The sequence below is a fragment of the Caballeronia sp. LjRoot29 genome, assembly GCF_964252755.1.
Classification (GTDB): domain Bacteria; phylum Pseudomonadota; class Gammaproteobacteria; order Burkholderiales; family Burkholderiaceae; genus Caballeronia.
Window position 1 is genome coordinate 31,798 of the sequence record NZ_CAXUPU020000041.1, and the last position, 20,570, is coordinate 52,367.

A 20,570-nucleotide genomic window follows, 5' to 3' on the forward strand; every position below is an offset into this window, starting at 1 on the left:
CCGTAACTGGGTTTGTGACCATGCCGTTTTTAAGTCCTCTACAGGCGTTCGATACGCTGTTTGCCGCGCGCGCTTGGGTCACTGAGTCGGTGCGCTGGTATAACCACGAACATCGTCACAGCGCGATCCGTTTCGTCACGCCCGCCCAACGGCACGCCAACCTCGACCAGCAGATCCTCGATCGCCGCGCGATGCTCTACGAGGCGGCAAAGCAGCGCAACCCGCTACGGTGGAAAGGCTCCACTCGGAACTGGAAGCGCGTACACACGGTCCATCTGAATCCCGATCGGACAGACAACTTCCAACCCATCAAACGCGACCACCGACAGGAGCAAAAAGCCGCCTAAATTTAATCGTTGAGGCGACATCTAGCTTGAAAAACACCGTGAGTGACGAGGGTGGATAGTGTAGGCGGACAGCGCCGTAGCGCTGGCACAGGGTTGCAAGCTCAGAGACGTCTTTGTCAGTAAGCTCAGACTGCTGACGTAACCGAGTAGCCGCAATCTGGAGCCAATGGGGCGTTCGAAAAACCACGTGGTCAGTTCTCTGATCATGTTCCTTTCGGCTTCGGCTTGTGTTTGATGAACGTCACCTCGAACGCCTTGCATGGGCGGTATTGCTGCAGCCGATTGGTGAAGGTGAAGGCTTCGTTCATCTCGTAGTGCTGGAAGATGTCGAGACCGCGATCCAGGGAGATTTTCCAGCCTTGGTCGGTCACGATGTGGCGGGCATGGATGGTGCGAGTGCCGTCGAATTCCCAGGTGAAGTTCACGCCCACCGCGCTGGCGGACTCCTTCATCTTCCCGAAGTTTTCCTTCTGCTGTTCGCCTTTGAACTCGTCTTCTATCGTCACCAGATGCACGGATACTTCTTCATCCGAAGCCTTGTGCTTGACCACGGTCTCCAAAAATTCCATGAAGTTGCGCATCTGATAAAAGAGTCGGATGTAAGGGTCAGTGACCGTGATCGCGGTCGCCCCCTTGAGATAAGGACCAAGCAGCGTATCGAAGGATATGCCCTTCTGGTTCTCCTGGAATGTGAGGTGCTTTTCCTTGAGGACGGGCTGGGCTGGTGCCAGGGGTTCGGATGGAACTTGGGGTGAGCTCGGTAGCGCGGCTTCTAAGCTTTCCCCGTCTTCACCCCCGGTGATGGTCTTGTGATAGTAGCTGGGGTATTCCTCCTCTTCGAGCGTGGTGACAGGCTTGGCCTGGCCATCAGCGCCCAGATAGGTAAAACGGACATTACCGTAGGTAGAATCAATACGCATCAGTTGGTCTTTGACGCGCTTGCGGCCTTCAATCGCAAACCGTAGCAGTTCCTCGACCTCTTCCTCGGTCGCCCCCCCATGCGGGAAAATGATCTTCATCAAGCCGGAGAATGTCTTGTTGATGCCATCGCGATCCCGCGTCGAGATATCGGGGGAGAGGGAGAAGTGCTCCTTGTAGCGGTCCGAGTAATCGTGATTGCGCAACGAGCGAAGGATCTCGGCCAAGTAGTCCACCACGAAACCGTAGCCGTTGGAGAACATTTCGCCCCGGATGATGTCGACCTCCCAGCCGGGGATATAGAAATGAATGCGGTCCAAAAACGCGGAGTCGTAGAACTTGTCGGGCAGCTCGCAAAACAGATCAGAATGCTTGAGCATGTAGGGCACGGTGTGCTGGGTATTGCCTACGAACACCACGGATGCCTCCGCGCCCAGCGTTTCGACACCCCGTGAAAAGGACTTGTTGGCCATGTAGTTCTTCATGATGTCGACCAGGGCCTTGTCCACGCGTTTTTGCTTTCCAGCAAACTCGTCGAAGGCAACGCAATCCCAGTAGCCGACCAGGCCAATCTTTCCGGAATTGTTGTTCACGAACAGCTTGGGAACCGTGACCTCGCCGCCGGAGATCAGAATGCCGTGAGGCGAGAATTCCGAATAGATGTGAGATTTGCCGGTCCCCTTGGGACCAAGTTCGATCAGGTTGTAGTTGCGCTCGCAAAAAGGGATCAGACGGACCAGTTGGGTCAACTTGCTGCGCTTGCCGAACATCTCCGGATTGAAGCCGATGCTTTGCACCAGCAGGTCGATCCACTCCTTGGTGGTGAATTGCTTGCGGGCTTCAACATATCCGTCAAAATCGAAATGAGAAAGCTGGATCGGCTTGAGGGTCGACAAGATCCAGGGGCTGGTGCTTTTGTCTTCGGTAAACTCATATTCCAGATCGGCAATGCACCACACGCCGCCGACCAAGAGCTTGGGGTGCTTTTTCACCGTTCCGGAATCAACAAGAAGCTCTTTGATACCCAGGTTGGAGAACTGCGCCTCATAGACACCCTTCCTGTCGTTCAGATCGACACCGATTTTGTCGATGACCTTGTAGCGCCCCTTTTCCTTGATGTTCGAGCGGACTAACCCGGCTTCATTCCGATGCACGTAATGCTTCGCAAGGATCTCTTGGACCGTCTTGATACCGGTCTGGATGGTCGGCTCATCGCTGGTGGCACAGTACTGCCCAAGCAGGTATTCCAGCACGTAAGAGGGAACGATGGCGTTGCCCTTGACCGTCTTGACGAGATCCTTGCGGACAACGAGTCCCGGGAAGTGTTCGTTGATTTTCTGGTCGAGTTCGTTCATCGGTCACCCGCCCTCTAAAAGTCAAAATCGCTGGTAAATGAGCGCCGCATCAAGTACCGGAGCGACTTGTATTCCTTGTAATGCGAAGTCCCGGCGTGTTTTTCGTCCAGCCGTAGGATGACTTCCTGGCCGTTGGCCTCATCGGCCTTGCGGGTCAGCACGAAGCGCACCTGCAACTCCCGCTCCCGAGGGTTGTCCGAGCTCAGGTCGAAGGTCAAATCATGGCTGTCAGAGATCAGGTCACCCGTCTCGGTGTAGATGCCAGCCCGCAGCACACGCGGCTGGATCTTGTCCGTCACCGGCCCGGCCTGGTACATAGTCACCGCCAGTTGTCCGGAGGTAATCACCGAGCTGGCTCCGCGCAGGATGTCCACCTCTACGGCGGTGACATCGCTTTGGCGCTTCTTGTTAATCTTAAGCACCGGGATCACCACCTCCTGCAAGGACGCGCCGCCATGCACAAAGCGGCTGCCGGAACCCTTCAGACGCAGGCGGTTGATCGACTTGGGAATCTGCACCTCCACCGCTCCGGCAAGACCTAGCTGCTCGGGGGTGAACTTGCGCAGGCTGGATGTCTCAGCAAGCCCCTTGCCGAGCACGAAACGCCTGTCACGGTACAGAATAAACTCGCCCTTGGCCTCGACACTGGCGAAGTCACTCTCGTTCAGAGGTCGATGTTGGTAGATGAAACCGTGATCCGCGGTGACTAGAATATTGTTGGCATTCGCCGCAGTCAGTTTCTTCACCAGTCTGACGATATCGCCCAGCGTTTGCTCTGCGGCTTCAAAGGCTTGCCCCTCCGAATGCATCTTGTCGCCAGTATGGTCAATGCGATTGTGGTAGATGTAGAGCGCGTCGTTGCGTTTCAGTAGCTCGCGGCTACCGTCCCGATCCAGCTGCATGAAATCTTCGGCGGTTATGGCTTCACCACGGCCATTCAGGGCCGCTTGCAGGACCTTGGTGCGATTAACCGTACCTTGGGAACTTTGCCCATCCACCAGCACGGTACCGGTTTCGTTGTCGGCAATCTTCAGCTCCTTATTGGGCAATAGCGCCGCCATGCCGAGCTGGGTATAGCTGGGCAGCATCGAAAGTGCCGGTTCCAGTTCGGCGCTGTATCGGTCCTCCTGGCGAATCAGGCTCAGCAGCTCATCGCCGATCTCATAGCGCATGGCATCGGAGATTATCACGCAGACCTTGTTGTCCTTGCGCAGAAACGGCTGGACCCAGTGCTCGAAAAATTCCCTCTGCTTGCACACGGGGAAGGCTTCCCACTTCGATGCCGCATCCACAAAGGTCTGAAAGCGATCGCCCAGCTTCAGCAGGAAGTTGTTGGAATAGAGGTTTTCAACCTGATCGGTCAGGGTGCCCATCAGCGACGCCTGTCCCGACATGCGCACGTGGTAGGTGAATTTACGGTAAAGCTGATCGAGCTGATACCAGACGCGGCTGTAGCGCTGCACTGCTTCAGCCAGGCTCTCCATGGCGAACTCGGCCTCGCCCAGGGCTTGGATAAACTGGGCGGAATAATCCAACGCCTCATACAGGTGGCGATATTCGCGATACCAGTGGCCTTGTCGCCGCTGTCGAACCCAGATCGCCACGTCACCGCTCGCGGCGGTGCGGGATGCCACCGCCCGCACTAGGTCGCTGATGATCTTCTGGTCAATCAGGCGGAAGTAATCCAGTTCGATCAACTCGCGGAAATCACGCTTGCCCAAATCCTGCTCAATCCCGAGGACCTCGGCGCATTCTCCCGAGAGGGTCTCGAAGCCGTTTTCGAACTGCCGGCTGTCCTTCCAGCGTTTGAGAAACACCAGGGCATCGCCGGTCAGTTTCACCTGGCCATCGGTGCTCATGGCGTAGCAGGACTTGAACAGCTCGATGGCGAAGTCGCGGATGCCCGGCTCGTCGGACTTGTATCCGTAGCAGCGGGACATCTGTTCCCAGAGGAAACCGTCCAGGCTGATCCGGTCGACCAGTTTGATCTTCTCGTCCCGGCCATCGGCCAGCTCCTGCAGCAGATTTTCTACCACCGCGTCCATGCGCGGCTCGCCACCGGTGCATACCGCCAGCATTTTCAGGCGAATCTGCCCGGCGGTGTCATCGGCTTTCATCAGCTTCTTGAGGGCGTCCTTGCGCTTGATCGCTTGGAAAAACTCCACATGGGCCTGCACCACATCGGCGAACTCCAAGCCGAACTCCAGTTCGGAAAGCCAGATGGCCACCTGGTCAGTGCGGAACTCCCCGTGAGCTAGTTGCACATCCAGCAACCAGTTTTCCAGATCGGCGGGCTGAGGCCCTTCACGGTAGAGCAGAAATTTCTGTTCCGGTTGCTCGCGTAGCAGCCTGTACTTGATGCCGTACTCGTTGTTGATCAGCTCCAGCTTCTCGACGCCGGGAAGCTGAAGCGCCTCGAAGTCGATGCGCAACTCCTGCTTGGCGTCGTACCAGAACACGATCCGGTGCCGGTCGAAGAGCTTGGTGAGGGCCTGGGCTATGCGGTTTTCCATCAATGGTGCTCCTTAGTCCTCTACCGCATCCAGGCCGACGATCTTTTTCAAGGCTGCGCCGAGTTTGGGGTAGTTAACCTTCACACCGTCGTCGAGGTCGATCTCCACCTGCTCGGTGGCCAGCGGGTAAAGCACCTCGCGCTCGTACTCCTCCATCTCCGCGATCACCTTGGTGGTCTTTTCGATCTCCTTCAGGGCTTTGGTCTTTTCGCCCTGGGAGGCACTGGCGCTGATACTCACCGCCTCCAGATGGTTCTTGTGCGAAGTGAGCTTGGCGCGGAACTCGCGCAGGTAGTCGTTGAGCACGACGCTGACCGTATCCGGGCGGTAGCGATGCATATAGATCAGTGCGTTGAAGCTGCCCTTGGGGCTGCTGAACAGCCAGTAGATGGGGCGCTTCTTGTAGCGTTTCACATGGTCGGCATAGAACTCGCTCATGAAGTAGTCGCGGATGCTGTAGTTACGCTTGCCCTTGAGGTTCAGCGCCTGCTCGACGAACCGGAGGCTTTCCTCGTAGTGCTCCTCGCCAAATGCCACGCGGAGGAACTGGCGGAAACACTGGGTGATGTCATCGGTGAACCAGTCGCCGTCGAGCAGCGGGATCACGTTGTCTTCATCGGGTGTGACGCGGAGCTCCGGCACTTGGGCAAGGTAATCCGCCACCGTCTCGCCCTGGTTGGCCAGAATCAGCCCTGGCTTATCCAGGCTGTAGCGGCCGAACATGCAGCCGACGGCGTAGCTCACCAGCTCGCGCATGGTGTCGGCCAGCAGCTGCGCCTCCAGCTCGTCCTCGCTCTTGTCGCCGCCGTAGCGGTAGTGCGGGTTGCAGGTGAGGGTGATTTCATTCAGCGGCACCTCGGGCGTCAGCTCGTCCTGCAGGCCGTAGGCGTCGATAAAGATGCGGTTGTTCTCTTGTTCCAACCGCTGCGTTTCCAGCGTGATCTCGCGCCAGTGGGTGCGCAGCTTCTGGTAGCTGTCTTTAAGCGTGGGCTGACGGTGGTCGCAGTGCAGCAATGGGAGGCTCGTGAAGTCCCAGGATATCTCATTAGAGTCCCAATCGCCTTTTGCCGACTCAACCAGAGCTTCCGCTAAAAATGTGACTTCTGGTAAGTTGATGGGAATTGCATTGATCCCGATTGAGCTGTAGTCAAGCGTCGGACAAAGAATATTCAGGAAAACTTGGGCAACATTGCTATTCAATAGAGACAAAAGACCGTGCTTGCTGACCGAAATTGGAAATATGCAAGATCCCTTTGTGTCAAAAAGGAATCCTGGTTGGTTATATCTCGCCGAGAATAAGCCGGAACTCAAAGATGAGTAGGTTATGTTTTCAAGAAAATAGTATTCTTGATTCTTTAGGCGACCGCCCGGCCTGAGTTTATTTATCTCTTCGACAAATTCTTTAAGTTCTTCGCCATTGTGTTTCCAATTGACTACATACTCGTTGTTTCCGAACCAACGACGGAACTCACCGCCTTTGTTGTAGGCGTACCATTTTTCCACTCTATGCTCCGACTCGGCGGTGCTTTTGCAATCAAAGCACAGCTGATCTAGACAAACCTCATGCCAGAAGCGCAAAAATCGACCGTTGTCAGAGGTGGCCATGCCCTGCTTGGCGTCAGCAACGTCTCGTAGCTTTTTCAACCCGAAGCTCGAGAAAACTGCATCGCTAGCCCAATAGGCAATTGGGTTCGTTGGAATTTTTTTGAAATTGTCTGCCGCAGCCCGAAAAAAAAACTCTTCCATACACTGCACGGCCTTGCTGGCTTGGCTATCACTCATCGTTATTCTCCAAATCTTCTTCCACTACTGGCCCATTGACCTGCTGCCAGTCATCCGCAATGGCCTGCCAATCCACCGAGCGCACGACCGCCTTAATGCGGCTACGCAGCTCCTTGTGGCCAAAGGCTTCGCTGCTCAACCAGGAGGCTTCCGAACCGGCCTGCAGCTCGAACTTGTCGCCGTCAGCCGCGAACTGCAGCGGCATGCGGTCGTCCCGAATTTTGAGCGTGTTGATGGTCATGGCGTCCTCTCCCCTGGCGCTAGGCGATTTCCGCTTGCGCGATGCGCATCGCTGGCCATTTCGGGAAACTTTGATTCCACAGGTCGATGTTGAAAACCTGGCAGTTTTCTGCCAATTGACGTTTCCAACGCGGCATGACCTTCCCCTTCGGAGGCAGCTTTCTGGCGATCTCGTCCGAGAAATTCGGCAGCAGCTCGCTGTCTTCCAAGGTGACCAGGCTGATGTAGTGTACTGGCTTGCGCAAGAGATCCTCCGCCCAGCGGTACAGGAAGGTGTCGATGAACTTGGCAGCAAAGGTGTCACCCAGCGTGCCATTCCGCAGTTTTTCGTAGAATTTTTCCAGCCCTTCGGCTTGCGCCCTGGGGTTGCCTGGGTCCTTGACTTCGACGAAGAGAATCGCCTTTTCCAGTTCGACCACGAAATCGACGCGGTGCATTTCTGCGACGCCGTGGTAGTTCGGCTTGTTTGACTTCATCTGATCGAAGACGATGGCGTCGATCGCATCGGTGAAGTCGATCTCCAGATCACGCTCGCGCAGCTTCATTTGCCCAAGCCTCCCATCTTGCGGGCGACTTGCTCCCTGGTCAGTTCGTTATAAGTGTCGGCGATGGCATTCGGCTCAATGGCCCGGTAGTCGTCCATGCTGTCTCGGCGTACCTGCCCGGTTTCCTCTTCACGAGACAGCACGTGGAAACGTACCTGATCACCTTTGCCCTTGTCCATCAGCAGATCGAACCATTTGAGCAGCACGTAGTCATGGGTGGCGAGGATAACCTGCTGGCCGTTGCGGGCGAGTTCCAGCAAGGCCAATACGAGATCCCTCATCAGCTTGGGGTTGAGGTTGGATTCGGGCTCGTCCCACAACAGCGGGCCAGCCGTACCGGGGTTGAGGCTGCCGTTGGTCAGCAGGCGTTGCAGTACACCGATCTTGCGGAAGCCCTCGGCGGTCATCGTGCTGGAAACCAGCCGTGCCTTGGTCGGCACAAACTGCAGCGTGGAGTCCTGAAAGCTTTGCGCGGCTTTATCTGCCGAGCTGCTTTTACCTAGTTTTTCGACGTACTTGCCGGCCTGGAAGCAGAATCGCCCCTCGTGCAGTTCGTAGCGCCCGCCGATCAGGTTTGCGAGCCGGGGCACGATGCTGCCAAAGCGCGGATCAAGCTGGACCTTAGCATCCAAATCATCGGCCCCTTCCTTGATGAGCTGGCGAGCCAGGTCTAGATAGCCATCGTCGAAGATGCGCTCGATGGTGGGCTGATCCGGCTGCTCGGCGGTGAGACCGCGCACCAACGACAACACTTCCTTGGTCGGAATGAAGATGGCTGCAGCAACGTCACCTCCATTGCCAGCACTGACCTTAGCTTCGGTTGCAGTGCCGCTGAATCGGGCCGTGATCTGTTGCCCCAGCGCAAAGGTGGCGCTGAATACGGCATCCCCGCGTGTGCCGGCACGGCGCAGCTCGCCGACTTGCCCGCCGAGCGGGTGGTAGAGTCGGCAGAGCTTGTGGGCGAGTTGTTCTCCGGCCTGATCCGCGCGAGCTTCCCGCCCGCACAAGGCGAGAATGGCCTTGAGCAGCTGGGTTTTGCCCGTGCCGTTTTCACCGATGACAATGTTGACGCCCGGCGAGAAGTCGATGGCCAGATCGGTGAAAGCGACAAAGTTCTTAAGCTGAAGGCTGCTGATCATGCTGCCCTCTGCCGTTGAGCTGCTTTCAAGTTCCGCTCGTTTCGCGGGGGAAATTCGACCGGCTTGTTCTCGTCGCCAATGTCTTCGTATTCGATGTAGCAGTAGGCCCCCCGATTCTCCGGGCTACCACCTTTCTCAAATACCGTGGCTGCAGTTCCAAAAGCGATGCCCATGACCATGTTAGCCATGTGTGCCATGCATTCGATGGATGTCTCACTCAGGATTCGTTCACGCAGCGCCTCGTAAGACGAAAGGAACATCCAACTCTGCATGGTGACCATGGCGCTGTAACCGTATTTCGGAGTGAGATCAAACCCCCGCTCAATGAACATAGCAAAAAGGTCGGCTTTGCTGCTGGGGTAGTTTTCCTTGGCCCAGGAACTCAACCGCCCATTCATACCCTTGCCGCCCATGTACGGCGGGTTGGCCACGACAACCGCGTAGCGCGGGCTCAGGTATTCGGTCTGCTCCAACGCGCGAATGGCATTGCGGAAGTTGGGTGTGCTGGCCAGGGCTTGTTGGTCACCAGTAAGCCCATCTGGGCTGCCAATCGCCGCCCCGGCACGCTCCTGCAAGCTGCGCAACTGGGCGAGCACCCGGGTAGGGTTTTGCAGTTTCGGGATGATCAGCGAGCCAAAATTTTCGACCTCGGTGAATTGTTGGAGTGTCTCGCGCACCGCGGGCGTGAACAGCTCACGGCCAAAAGCCTCTGCGTACTTGTCGAGTGTTCCGGGCGCGATTGCGATGTTCTCCAGCACACAAACGTTCGGCTTGACCCCCTTATTGAACAACCGACGCTGCTTTGCGCGAGCCTTCATGGTCAGTGCAAAGGCTGCCAGTTCCCCGGCGCGTTCGTCGATTTCGATGCCATAGAGATTGTGGGTGAGGATCTTCTCGGGGATCTCTGCGGGCTCATACCCTTCCTCCTCGTAGATGGCGTAGAGGAGGTCGAAGGCATAGGTGAGCATGTGGCCGGAACCGCAGGCGGGGTCGCACACCTTGATGTCTTCCGGACCTTTGATCCGGAGAAAATCCGCTTCCGGCCTTTCTGGCCGGATGTAGTACTCCATCTGCTCTGCCAGGCGTGAGCCGGGCCGGTTGAGGAGCCACAGGCGGCCCAAGGAGTTATCCACCAGGTAGCGGACGATCCAGTGAGGGGTGAAGAGCTGGGTGGCGGCCGGAATATTTTCCGGGGTGATCTTCAGGTTCTTCTTCAGCCCCTCGAAGACCGCGTCTTTCTTTTCGGAGATGTAGAACTGGTAAAGCCAGCCGATCACCTCGACATCCTCGCAGGCATCCGGGGTCAACGCCTCGCGGGTATAGGCGAGGATGGAGTTGCCCGAGAGCAAGTCGTCGGGCATCAGCAGTTCGGTGTAGTCGTCGATGCGCTGGAACAGGAATGGCATCGCCTTGTTCCAGAAGTTGCAGGCGGCCACCACCAGCAGGCGGTAAGCCTCACCTTGCGGTTCGCGGCTGGGCGCTTTGCCATCGAGCAGAGCGAAGATCTGCTGCCGGACCTGATCGTGCACCATCGCTTCATCGATATGGCCCATCTTGGCTTCGGCCAGAATCTCGGGCTGGAACTGCCCCTCGGCGGGCGACACCACGCCGATGCGCGTGTAGCGATTCACGTCCATAAAGCGCAGGGCACAGAAACGGTTGAACCAGATGTAGGCCACCCGCTCGATGACCTGTTCCTTGCCGTGGTTCTTGATCGCCTCTTCGACTTTCTTGATGGCCTCGGCTCGTTCACGCCGGGCGGCGCTGTCTTCTGCGAGCACCAGTTTCAGCTTGGTGGAGACTTGCTCCAACAGGCTGCGTCGGGCGAACTGGGCGAATTTTTTTAGTTTTGCGGTTTCCATTAGATCTGAATCCTTTTCCCTTTGCGGATTTCATTCAGCAGCGCCTCGCGCATAGATTCCAGGTAGCGTTCCACGTCGGTCTCGTCGGCCAGCCAGGCTTTATCGAAAGAGACCTTCACTGCGCGGCTGGGCACATACTCGATGCGCGGTACCGGCTTAGCAGATGGCGAGGGCTTCGTACCTTCATCAGGCGTAACGGCTCCTCCAGGTTCCGGCACAGGCTCGGGTGCTGGTGCAGGTTGCGCCCAGGATGTCATCTGCGAAAGCTGCCGCTGGTAGTCGCTTTCCTCAAACCGGCGCAGGGTGTCGCGAATGACGGCAATGAGCTTCTGACGCTCGATGTCGGCTTTTACTTTGTCAAACGGACCGGTGATCTGCTCCTGCTGATCGCCGTTCAGTGCGCCGAATTCAGCCATGCCACAGAGACGGGCTTTAAGAGCAACGACCGTCTCCTGTGCCTTGGCGATCTCGGCCTCGATCTGCGCGGTGACCTTCTCCTGCAGGGTTTCGACTTGCGTCTTAACCTGCTGCATGCGGTTGCCCTTAAAACATTCCGGATCGGTCAAGCTGGCGACCACCTGTGCGGTTTCGCTGCCTTCGATGTAGGCGAAGTTGGGCTCTTGGGTTTGAACGAACTTACGGGCGTTATCGAAGATGCCTTTCTGTGGGCCGATCATGAATTTCCGAACAGGATCGATGACGCTTTCCTTCATATCGACCAACGCGTCCTCTTGGCGGGTAAGTTCGGTCAGATACCAGGTATAAGGCTTGCCAGTTAGATCCTTGAGCTTCTCAAGCACCGGAGTCAGCGCACTCAGAAACGGATATTGGGATGCCTGTGCCGCCAGCGGGGCGAGCTGATGCATGAGTTCCTGGAGCGCGGTGCCGGTTTCTTTGCCGAGCGCTTTTGCTTCGCTGGAGCGTGGCGGTGCGTCGAAGAAGTCCTCAAAGAACCCCTTGAGGGCGCGGACCTGCGATGCGGTAAATTCGACCTGGGGCTCTAGCACCACATTGCCGTGGCCATGGGTGTTGCGCAGCGCCCGTTCCAGCTCGTCCTCTTCAAGCAGGTTGCCGTCAATGCGAACCTCGACTTTGCCGCGAGTGCACAAGTTGGCCAAGACGCAAAGCACGGCGGCGTAGTACCAGCCGTAGGGTTTGCGTTCGAATCTCTCTAACAGGCTTTTCAGCGTGGTACGCACGCCACCCCGGTTGTTGCTCTGGATAAGCGCCAACAGCTCCTGCTCGGATTCAGCAAGTACGGTTGTATCGGTGCCAAAGAGAGTTCCATTCTTATCTTTAACTATTGTCTTGATCATTTCCTCTGTGTAGGCAACTCCTCGCAGCATGCGAAGATTCGGATAGACACGGGAAACGAGCTCGTGGAATCCGCGCAGCACCCGGGTTTGTGCGTCTTCGGAACCGATTTCGACGTCGGAACCTGCAACGAATAACTTGGCCTTGCCTATCAGGATTTGAACGCGCTGTTGCAGCTCGGCATAGCGCTCCCGGTTCTGGAAACCCTTGTCGGTCAGGATGCGTTTGACCGCCTCCTGTTGCGTGATCGAGATGTTCTGACGGATGTATTTCTCCGTCCGCTTGTACATGAGAATGTCGCGAACGAGGCGTTCATCAGCGGGCATCAGGACCAGTAGTTCGTCCCTGCCCATACTCTGCATCCGCAGGATGGACTCGCTTTCGGCATTCTCATGGAACGAGCTGATGACATGGATGGCCAGCTCGTACTCCCGCCCGTGCAGCCGATCATCGAGCTTTCTCGAGAACGGGTAGTCTTGGCCGCTTTCGTCGTAACGAATTTTCCTATGCTTGATGACGTGGTCGAAAACGATCTTCTCAAGCTCGACCGCAACATCTGATGACTCCACCTCGGTGTTTTTGATTTCCTGCTCGACGTCTTTTTCTTCGTCGGTCAGGTATTCGTAGAGCTCGCCATTACGCTGCAAATAGGTCTGCTGTTCCAGGAGGCTGAGCGCTTCTTCAACACGCTTTTTAAGTGCGGGCAGATCCTGATTGAAGCCGTCGAGCATCAGTACGCACAGGTTGCGAACGGTCGGTTTGAACTCCTTGACGTATTTGACCAGGAAGAGCGTTTTCAACAGCCGGATCGCGAAGCGACCATCAAGATGGCTTTCTGCCTGAATGACGGCGCGCTGAATATTGGATTTCAGCGCGGTCCGAATGCCTTCGAACATTAAATCGAAAGTCGACAGCTGACCGATTTCGTGATCTCCAATCTGGATCGCCACTTGCTGGAACACACCCAGCATGGAGCGTTCGCCCACCGAGCTATGCTTGCCTTCAAAGGCGTTATGCTGCGACAGATGCTGGATGGCCGACTGGAACAACGCGAACTGGTAAGGAATGAACGGATAACAGTGAATGAAGTGATCTCGATCCTGAAAATTCCGGTAGGTTTGCGAGCCGTCGGCAAAGTCAAACAGGGTCTTAAAATTGTTGGACTGCGCGTGAAATGTGTCTGACAGAAGACGAACGCCTTCTTCGGTTTTAGTGAGCAGACGCTTCTGGATAACCTCCGCCACATCGGCGCTGGTCAACTTCATGCGATTAGCGAACCGGGCCTGGATTTTTGAGAAGTCGTTGCCCTGCTGTTTGCCCATTTCGCCGACAACCGTCGCCATGTCTTCCTGTGCGGTCACAATGACCCACGCGCGGCCCCGGCATTTGGTGGCCAGGCTCTCGGCGATGGTCTGGAGGTTGGTCATCAGCTTGACGTTTTCGGCGATGTACTGACCAACCTCATCGACAAAGAAGTTCAGACGGAAATCTGGAGTCTGCCGCTGAATATACGCATGCACTTGCTCGGCAAAATCTTCGATGGAGACTCGGTATTGACTACGGTATTTGTCGAGTATCCCCAAGGCGGATGTCTCATCACCACCAGTTGCCTGGGCATAGGCTTTGGCAATGTTGTTCGCTTCGAGCAAGGCCTGCTCGCGCCCCTTTTGCCATGTTCTGCCCGCTGTGGACTCATAGGCCGACTTGAACTGCTCATAGAGGTCCCGGCTGTCAAGGTCGCGCTCGAACTGAGCGATGTGCCCCTGTTTTCCGTAGTAACCGCACATCTCGTCAAAAACTTTAACGAAGACAGCGAGAAGCGCATCGGTCTGGGTCTTGCTGATGACATCCGCTTTCTGGTCGATGTTGAACAGAATGCTTTTCGAAGAGATGGAGACCGCGCGCTTGAGATCGCCCCGCAGGATTTCGTTGTCGCCACACTTCGGCAGGAACAGGTCAAGAGCCGAGGCGCCGTCGATCTGCCGATTTTCGAGCAAGAGCGCCAGTATCTTCAACAGATGGGATTTACCGGACCCGAAGAAACCGGAAACCCAAACCCCATTGGCACCTTCGTAGTTGTTGTAGGCATCCAGAAAGGATTCAAGCCGCTTCTCGACTTCGTTTGTCAGTACGTATTCTTCAATCTCGAGGCGAAGGCTGGCTTCATCGTCAGCTTTGATGACTCCTTCGATCGGGCGGTTAACTGGCTTGCTAAAAATGGTCTTAAGAGTCATCACGCCTCTCTTTCTTATACTTCGCAGTGGAATATATTGAATGCCCGGTAGTACTTGTCATCATGAAGCCTTCCGAAGAGATCCAGCGACGCCCCGGACTCCAGGGAGTGGGTGTAGGCTCCCGGGAAAAACATGATGGTCGGCTTTTCTTTCGCCGTGCTCTGCAGATTGTTCAAAACGTTGTGCGAGCGGATGTAGGGGAAGACCTCACCAACGCCTGACAGAAAAAGAACCTCGAAATCAATGCTTGCTAACTTGGTTGCAATGGCAGGAACCAGATGCGCCTCGGGGTCGAGCACACCTTGCAGGAGCTCCTTAAGCTGCTCTTTGGAGACAGAATCCTCCATCACGACAATCTGGTCCCAGATGTCGCGCTCCTTAAGGATTTCTATCGAAAGGTCGTATAAATTGACTTCCAAAGCCCGAACCCCTGCCTGCTCAAGTCGATTGACCAGCTGACGCTGGAGCCGCTCCATTTCAACGGACTCTTCCGGCTTGAAAGGACAGATGAAGAACGGCACTTCGTTACCGAGGCCTTGCTTGCAGAGAAAACGCTGACCCGAGATCACTGCGAAGAGATGCTGAAATCTGTCTTGCATCGGCATTCTGGCTATATCTGCTGTCACGGCCTTGTCCCCGTCAAATCGGATTCAAATGCAGGGAAGTACAAAACATCCCTGCTGCTGCCTTGAAGGATCAGCTCCAACAGTCTTGGGCTGAGCATGGCAGCGTGGATCATGTTGTTGGCCGTCAAAAGATCGGCCTCGCGAAGCATCTTGAACAGAACCTGCCGCAATTTTTTTCGTGTTATCCGAGTGACCTCATCCAGTTCCAAATGCCACTCGGATTGGCGGTTAAAGAAGGAATCGAATTCCTCGTGGGTGAGATCACCTTTCAGTGTGATGTAGCGCTCTCGAAGCACTTCGACGGCAAAATCAGCAATAAATCTATACCGACGGCAAACGGCGAGCCACAGCAGGTAGGCTTGCTCCTGGTAGCTTCCATCAATCAGGAATTCAAGTTCACTTGGGCTCAGTGTCCTAATCCGAGAAATGACCTCCCGGCAGACTCGCTTGAGCGTATTCAGTGTTCTTGTCTGTAGTAAATTCTCCCCGATGACCTTGTCTCGAACAGAACCCCAGTCGCCAAGATCAAGATACAGCGCGGCCAGTTTCACCGATTCGCGGTGAAAGAGACTGCCCGTTGTAAATGACATGCTGTATCTGTCGTTGCTCATTCTTGGTCAGGATTCTTTTTTGTAATGTTCGGCAGCGCCACCCGCCTTCACCCATTCGTTCACCTCATCCTTCTTGAACTTCCAGAGGCGACCCATGCGATGTGCTGGCATTTCATGTTTATCAATCCACTTGTACACGGTGTCATTGCTGACCCCGAGGTACTTGCAAATCTCACTTATCGATAACCAGCGGTCTTCCATCTCGGCCATTTCTCAGGTTCCTCGTGGGCGATTGGGTTAAGCCATCAGCTCGCCAGAGGCGAAGTAGGTAAGTAAGGGAGAACAGACGGAGTTCCCCAATTGAGCCGCCAGAAAATATACGAATGGTCATCCGATGTCAAACGATCTTTACCGATTAAAGCCGATTATCCGCTAACAGGGTCGATACCGGACGCTTGGTCCGAGCCGGCTTCCAGCGTCGACGCGCGGCATCCAGTAGCGGCCAACAGTCAGGTCATGAACTCCCGGTCTCGGTGGGAAACGGCGTTGCGCCATCAATCCGATCGCATCGGAGTTCTCTTTGTCTGCTGCGCCCGGGTGGTGTGCGCCGCAGTATCAACGTCATTCGCTACCCAGGAGTGGCGATGCCCCCGACGCCTTGGCAAGAGCTGGCCGAGTGGCTCGCCAACTATCTGGCGAACCAGGCCGCCAGCACCGCGTCGCCAAAGCCTAACCGCTGCTACCTCAATTGGGCCTAGCTGCGCTCCGACCCCAGGCGTATCCGCGCCGGCGCGCACGACTACCTCGTCCCGCAGCGAGCCCCAACCGCGCGACCCCGTTCGCCTGACCGGCGAATACGTACGCAACGATGAAAGGCAGGAACTGTCGCCATGACGCCCCCCGCCAATCAGATCGCCGCCTTCCAAGCCAACAGCTAATGCTCGGCCAATGTCCTTTAAAGCAATCACAGAAGGCTGAGCCGGAAGAGTATTGCTACCGAGCACGATGTCATCGAGGCGTTCGATCGTGGTATTCGCGCGATTCCACTCCGTTATGACCAGAACCCGCGTCTGGTCGGGCAGGCGATAGATCGCGATCAGACGCAGGCCGATCGCAATCGATGCGTCGTTCTGGCGCTTGAGCGGTCAGCAATGGATCGTTCCGACTGCGGCGAAAGTCCCTAACAGGTTTCTTCAGTTGCTCTGAACAAGCCGATTATGCTGGCGAAGCGGAAAACGCGAGGTTACTCGGCGAGCTAGTATTTCATCGTGAAACAGCAGTCTGAAGATGGGCTCAGTAACTACCGCCTGCGTTCCTGCAGGCGGACAACCAGCCATCGCCCTACTTGTTCACCACGTCTTTGAATGCTTTGCCGGCGGTGAACTTGACGGTCTTTGACGCCGCAATTTGCAGAGGCTCGCCCGTCTTTGGGTTGCGCCCTGTTCGCGCAGAGCGTGCGCCCGTGCCGAACGACCCAAAGCCGATCAGCTGAACCGCATCGCCCTTGACCACCGCTTCGGTCACGGTCTCCAGGAATGCGTTGATCGTTTCTTCTGCTGCCGACTTCGCGATGCCCGCTTGATTTGCCACTGCGTCGATCAGTTCCTGCTTGTTCATGTCTGTCTTCTCCTTTGATTTGTGTGAAAGCCGCAACGCGTGCCGAGCCTGAGAATACCTTACCCGGACAGATACCCTGTGCGCAGCAGTGCCCCTCTCAGGAGACCGCGGCGTATTTGCTCCTGCACTGAATTCGCCGAAGCCGACTAGCCCTCATCCTCCGAATAATATTTCGCCGCTTCATCAAGCATGCGCTGCCGTTCGGCCCGCACATAGATCGACGTTGTCTGCAGTGACGCGTGACCCAAGATGCGTTGAGCAACATCGATCGGCATGCCACGGGCGACTGTCTGGGTACCAAAGGTATGCCGGAACGCGTGCGCCGAGGTGGCCAGGAGTTTGACGTGCGCATCGTGTGACAGTGCACCTTCGCGCAACAACGCTTGCGCGATGCGTCGGATGGCTTCGCGCACGAGTCTCGCCAGTGCATCGGCCGCGTAGGGTGCATGGCTCTGGTGGACGGACGCGCCCTTGCCATCCGATGCGTCGCCATGCTTCGCCAGCGACACATCGGTCCCGTTGATTACGACGGGCGCAATCAAAGGACCCTGCGCCCACGCCGCATCAAAGTCTAGTTCCCGATCCGCCCAGTGTGCACGTAGCGCGGCGACGGTTGTCGCGCTCACGGGTATCGTGCGTTGCTTGCGGCGTTTGCCGATGACGCTCAGCGCCCACACCGAGCGCTGCTCGTTGGCCGGGTTGGCTAACAAGTTGGTCGACGAGCCCGTCGCCGTGACCACAGCGACACTTAGATTTTCACGACGGGCGTTGGCCGCTTCGTCGCGGCGCACGCCCGAGTTTCCCATCAATAAAATTGCCGCGCGCGCGATGCGCCACTGGCGCGCTTCTTCCTTGGTCGGCGTCAAGCCGCCCAAGTCGTCGCCATTGCACCGGGCGTCCAGTTCCGCGCGCACCCGCGTCCAAAGATCAGTGGGGAGCGCCCGTTCGACCTGCACCTCGAGCTCGTGCTTGGTCGTCGTCGGATCGGTGACCGCGCTCCATGGGTTGCCAGCCAGATACCGGACAGTCGTGAGCCACGCGAACGCCGCGCGGATCGCGCGCACCGCGTAAGCCTGACTCTCGGGCGACACGCCCTCGGGCGTAAAAGGCCGCCACCGGCCGCTGGCGCGCGAGCGTTTCGGACCGACAAAACTGGTACTCGGCGCCTTCAGGAAATCTTTGTACGCCTCGCAGTCTTCGACCGTCATCGACGAAAGCGCGACGCCGCGCACAATCACGAGCCACAGGACCAGGCGTTCGAGTTCACGCGTGTACGCTCGCAACGTCGGTGGCCGATCGCGGTAACGATTCAAATAAGCATGGACTGCGGCGAGGTCGTGATCCGCCCGGATGAACGCGAACTCACGCGCGCGATTGGTCCCGTGTTCACCCGACAAGACGGTCGGAATGGCGAGGCGTTCGAACGGTGCCAGAAGTGGCGCGTCGATCGATCCGCCGACCACAACGACGTTGCCGAGACCCATCGCCGGCGCAAGCGGACCCGCATCCACATCGTCATCAACCCGCATTCCGAGCGCCTGCTCGTGACGACGCAGCCAGGCAACCAGGACGCTCGCCCGGTGGGCGCCGATGCGCGGCACCGAGCGCCACCAACTGCCGCCGTGCGAATTGCAATATGCAACGAGTTCGCCGAGTGTCGTAATCCGCTCGGCCGTCAGTCGTTTGGTCACCAGCGGTCGCAACCAGAGGCCAACGTGATGATCCGCCGCGGGAGCCGCGGCCGCGAGTACTGAGGCCTGCTCGACCATCCGCAACGTGACCACGGTGAGCTTTGCGCTGCCGTGCTGCTTGATCGACGCTTTCAAATGCGCGGCGAGCGCAGCTGAGCCGTTGCGCAGCGCAAGCTGCACGAGATCGTCAAGCATGGCGCGCAGAAACCGTTCCATTGCATCAGCGCTGGCCGCTTGCGGCGAGACGTCTCGATCATCCGGATCGTAGTACCTGTGCGCGATGACCGAGGGTGCGATGTGCTGCACGAACGCGCGCAGTGCGGCGAAATCGGTGCGCGTATAGGTCCGCGGCGTGGGAAGCGTGAGCTGCTGCGCCTGATTAGCCACGCGCCCTCCCCGGCTGCTGATAGGCCGACGAGTTCGGGGAAACCCGCAATTTAAAGCAGATCTTTAGCTCTGAGACACGCGTAAAGTGGGATTACCTTAATTTTACGCATTAAATCCTTGTCTGCTAATAACAATTAGCAGACTCTTCCAACTCTAAGTCGTTGTTTATTGTGCGTATTTTCACACGTTTGGCAGCCAGCGTTTTGCTTAGATCGAACCTTTCGGATGGTCGAAAATTCAAAGCATTTGGCGGAGACACGCATTCGTTGAAATTGCGATGATCGACGGGTTTTTACCGTCTAGGGGCAGCCGCTTACGCTAACGGAACCTCAAAAATCTTGCGTGAGCTACCCCAGTCGACTATGATAAAAGCAGCGGTTGTTGACGCACTGACTAAATGGGTTGCGACTACGCGGCCGGCGCTAGGCTCCAGGTACTACTGGGGCCTTTCGCTTTTCTAGGGCACGATTTTCAACCCGTTTCCTTCGATCGGGCCGCTAGCTCCGCTGAAGAATTTTCCTCGAAGAACGGCAAATGCCCTATTGCCTTGCTCGGGCCGTAGCACCGAAAGACCGATTGGCCTGGCCATCAAATCGCAGATCTGCAACCCCTCAGTATTCGCCTTCTTGTCGTTAATCACGATTTCAAACGGATATGGCTTGCGGGTCCGGTTATCACCGTCGCAAACCCGCCGGAAAGCCAATTCAAGATCGTCATCTTCCTTAGCTCCGCGCGCTTCGCAAACTACATGGGTCTTCGTTTCGTGCTGCCCGTTCATTTTGAAAAATTCCCATACCCGTTCGAGGCCGTATTGGGTTCCAAGATGGTAAGGGTTAGACGGGGTGCTGTATTTCTCATTAAGCTTGCGCTTATCGATCACGACGGCAACGACCGTCATCGGAAGGTCCTCGATGATTGTGGTCAAGGTTTCCAGGAAAGCCTCTCGCGGCTCCCTGCTTAGCATTGAGAAGGCGCCACGCTTTCTGCGAATGTCCGCCTCGTGGAGTACCACGCAGTCGTGACCGAAGGTCTCGATTTTGAGAGTTTTGATCCGCGGAACGAGCGTATTTACGTAGTCACTTTTCTTGATGATGCAAAAGCACAGGACGAATAACGGATAAGCGTCGTCAATCGAGGTGAGACTGTGGTCTCCGCTCTCATCCACAAAAACTAGGTAGTCACTGTGCACTACTGGTTCCCGGCGTGTTGATCAAGATGCTACCTTACCTGAGCCGACGTTTTTCGCAGTCGCAAATATGCGCGTGTTAGACACTGACGGAAACGCAGATCTGGTCCATATCGGCCATATGGTCTTTTCTACTTCGGGAAAGGACATCACTACCTGCCGCATGAGCTTCGTTCAGGTCGCGTACAAACTGTTGGCGCACTGAATTAGCCCCCGTCCGGTGGAGGGTTTGCGGAGAGATCGTTAGTTGCGAAAGCGCTAAC

Annotated in this window: 14 protein-coding genes and 1 pseudogene; 1 reads left to right on the forward strand and 14 read right to left on the reverse strand. The window is 56.6% G+C overall.

The window, feature by feature from the left end; genetic code table 11:
- Positions 1–35: 35 nt before the first annotated feature.
- A pseudogene (locus ACSQ83_RS30870) lies at positions 36–347 on the forward strand (IS3 family transposase); the annotation flags it as partial.
- Positions 348–550: 203 nt separating this feature from the next.
- On the opposite strand, the gene brxL reads toward ACSQ83_RS30870, so the two are convergent.
- The 14 genes from brxL to ACSQ83_RS30940 form a co-directional block, all read right to left on the reverse strand.
- Positions 551–2,620 carry a BREX system Lon protease-like protein BrxL gene (brxL, locus tag ACSQ83_RS30875; protein ID WP_436230734.1) on the reverse strand — a complete coding sequence of 690 codons (2,070 nt, stop codon included), beginning with the start codon at positions 2,618–2,620 and terminating at the stop codon, positions 551–553.
- Positions 2,621–2,634: 14 nt separating this feature from the next.
- Positions 2,635–5,133, reverse strand: coding sequence for a BREX-1 system phosphatase PglZ type A (gene pglZ / locus ACSQ83_RS30880; RefSeq protein WP_436230735.1), 2,499 nt, complete (start codon positions 5,131–5,133; stop codon positions 2,635–2,637).
- Between the two features lie 12 nt (positions 5,134–5,145).
- The gene (pglX, locus tag ACSQ83_RS30885) at positions 5,146–6,915 is read right to left on the reverse strand and encodes a BREX-1 system adenine-specific DNA-methyltransferase PglX (RefSeq protein ID WP_436230736.1); all 1,770 of its coding nucleotides are present in this window, start codon (positions 6,913–6,915) and stop codon (positions 5,146–5,148) included.
- On the reverse strand, positions 6,908–7,156 hold the full coding sequence (locus ACSQ83_RS30890; RefSeq protein WP_436230737.1) for a hypothetical protein: 249 nt from the start codon (positions 7,154–7,156) through the stop codon (positions 6,908–6,910). The genes pglX (ACSQ83_RS30885) and ACSQ83_RS30890 overlap by 8 nt, the downstream gene beginning before the upstream one ends.
- Positions 7,157–7,175: 19 nt before the next feature.
- Positions 7,176–7,700 carry a hypothetical protein gene (locus ACSQ83_RS30895; protein WP_436230738.1) on the reverse strand — a complete coding sequence of 175 codons (525 nt, stop codon included), beginning with the start codon at positions 7,698–7,700 and terminating at the stop codon, positions 7,176–7,178.
- The gene (locus ACSQ83_RS30900) at positions 7,697–8,839 is read right to left on the reverse strand and encodes an AAA family ATPase (protein ID WP_436230739.1); all 1,143 of its coding nucleotides are present in this window, start codon (positions 8,837–8,839) and stop codon (positions 7,697–7,699) included. The genes ACSQ83_RS30895 and ACSQ83_RS30900 overlap by 4 nt, the downstream gene beginning before the upstream one ends.
- The gene (gene pglX, locus ACSQ83_RS30905) at positions 8,836–10,701 is read right to left on the reverse strand and encodes a BREX-1 system adenine-specific DNA-methyltransferase PglX (protein ID WP_436230740.1); all 1,866 of its coding nucleotides are present in this window, start codon (positions 10,699–10,701) and stop codon (positions 8,836–8,838) included. The genes ACSQ83_RS30900 and pglX (ACSQ83_RS30905) overlap by 4 nt, the downstream gene beginning before the upstream one ends.
- Entirely contained in the window at positions 10,701–14,249 is a 3,549-nt protein-coding gene (gene brxC, locus ACSQ83_RS30910) for a BREX system P-loop protein BrxC (protein ID WP_436230741.1), read from the reverse strand. Before brxC ends, pglX (ACSQ83_RS30905) begins: the two co-directional genes overlap by 1 nt.
- Before the next feature lie 14 nt (positions 14,250–14,263).
- Positions 14,264–14,875 carry a DUF1788 domain-containing protein gene (locus ACSQ83_RS30915; protein ID WP_436230742.1) on the reverse strand — a complete coding sequence of 204 codons (612 nt, stop codon included), beginning with the start codon at positions 14,873–14,875 and terminating at the stop codon, positions 14,264–14,266.
- Positions 14,872–15,486 carry a DUF1819 family protein gene (locus ACSQ83_RS30920; protein WP_436230743.1) on the reverse strand — a complete coding sequence of 205 codons (615 nt, stop codon included), beginning with the start codon at positions 15,484–15,486 and terminating at the stop codon, positions 14,872–14,874. Before ACSQ83_RS30920 ends, ACSQ83_RS30915 begins: the two co-directional genes overlap by 4 nt.
- A 6-nt stretch (positions 15,487–15,492) precedes the next feature.
- On the reverse strand, positions 15,493–15,687 hold the full coding sequence (locus ACSQ83_RS30925; RefSeq protein ID WP_436230761.1) for a helix-turn-helix domain-containing protein: 195 nt from the start codon (positions 15,685–15,687) through the stop codon (positions 15,493–15,495).
- A gap of 1,080 nt (positions 15,688–16,767) precedes the next feature.
- Positions 16,768–17,079, reverse strand: a complete 312-nt coding sequence (locus ACSQ83_RS30930) for an HU family DNA-binding protein (protein ID WP_436230744.1) — start codon at positions 17,077–17,079, stop codon at positions 16,768–16,770.
- A 110-nt stretch (positions 17,080–17,189) separates the two neighbouring features.
- Positions 17,190–19,121 (reverse strand): phage integrase family protein, encoded by a 1,932-nt coding sequence (locus ACSQ83_RS30935; protein ID WP_436230745.1) that lies wholly within the window; start codon positions 19,119–19,121, stop codon positions 17,190–17,192.
- Positions 19,122–19,578: 457 nt separating this feature from the next.
- A complete protein-coding gene (locus ACSQ83_RS30940) occupies positions 19,579–20,310 on the reverse strand; it encodes a DUF3800 domain-containing protein (protein WP_436230746.1) in 732 nt (243 codons plus the stop codon).
- Positions 20,311–20,570: the final 260 nt, after the last annotated feature.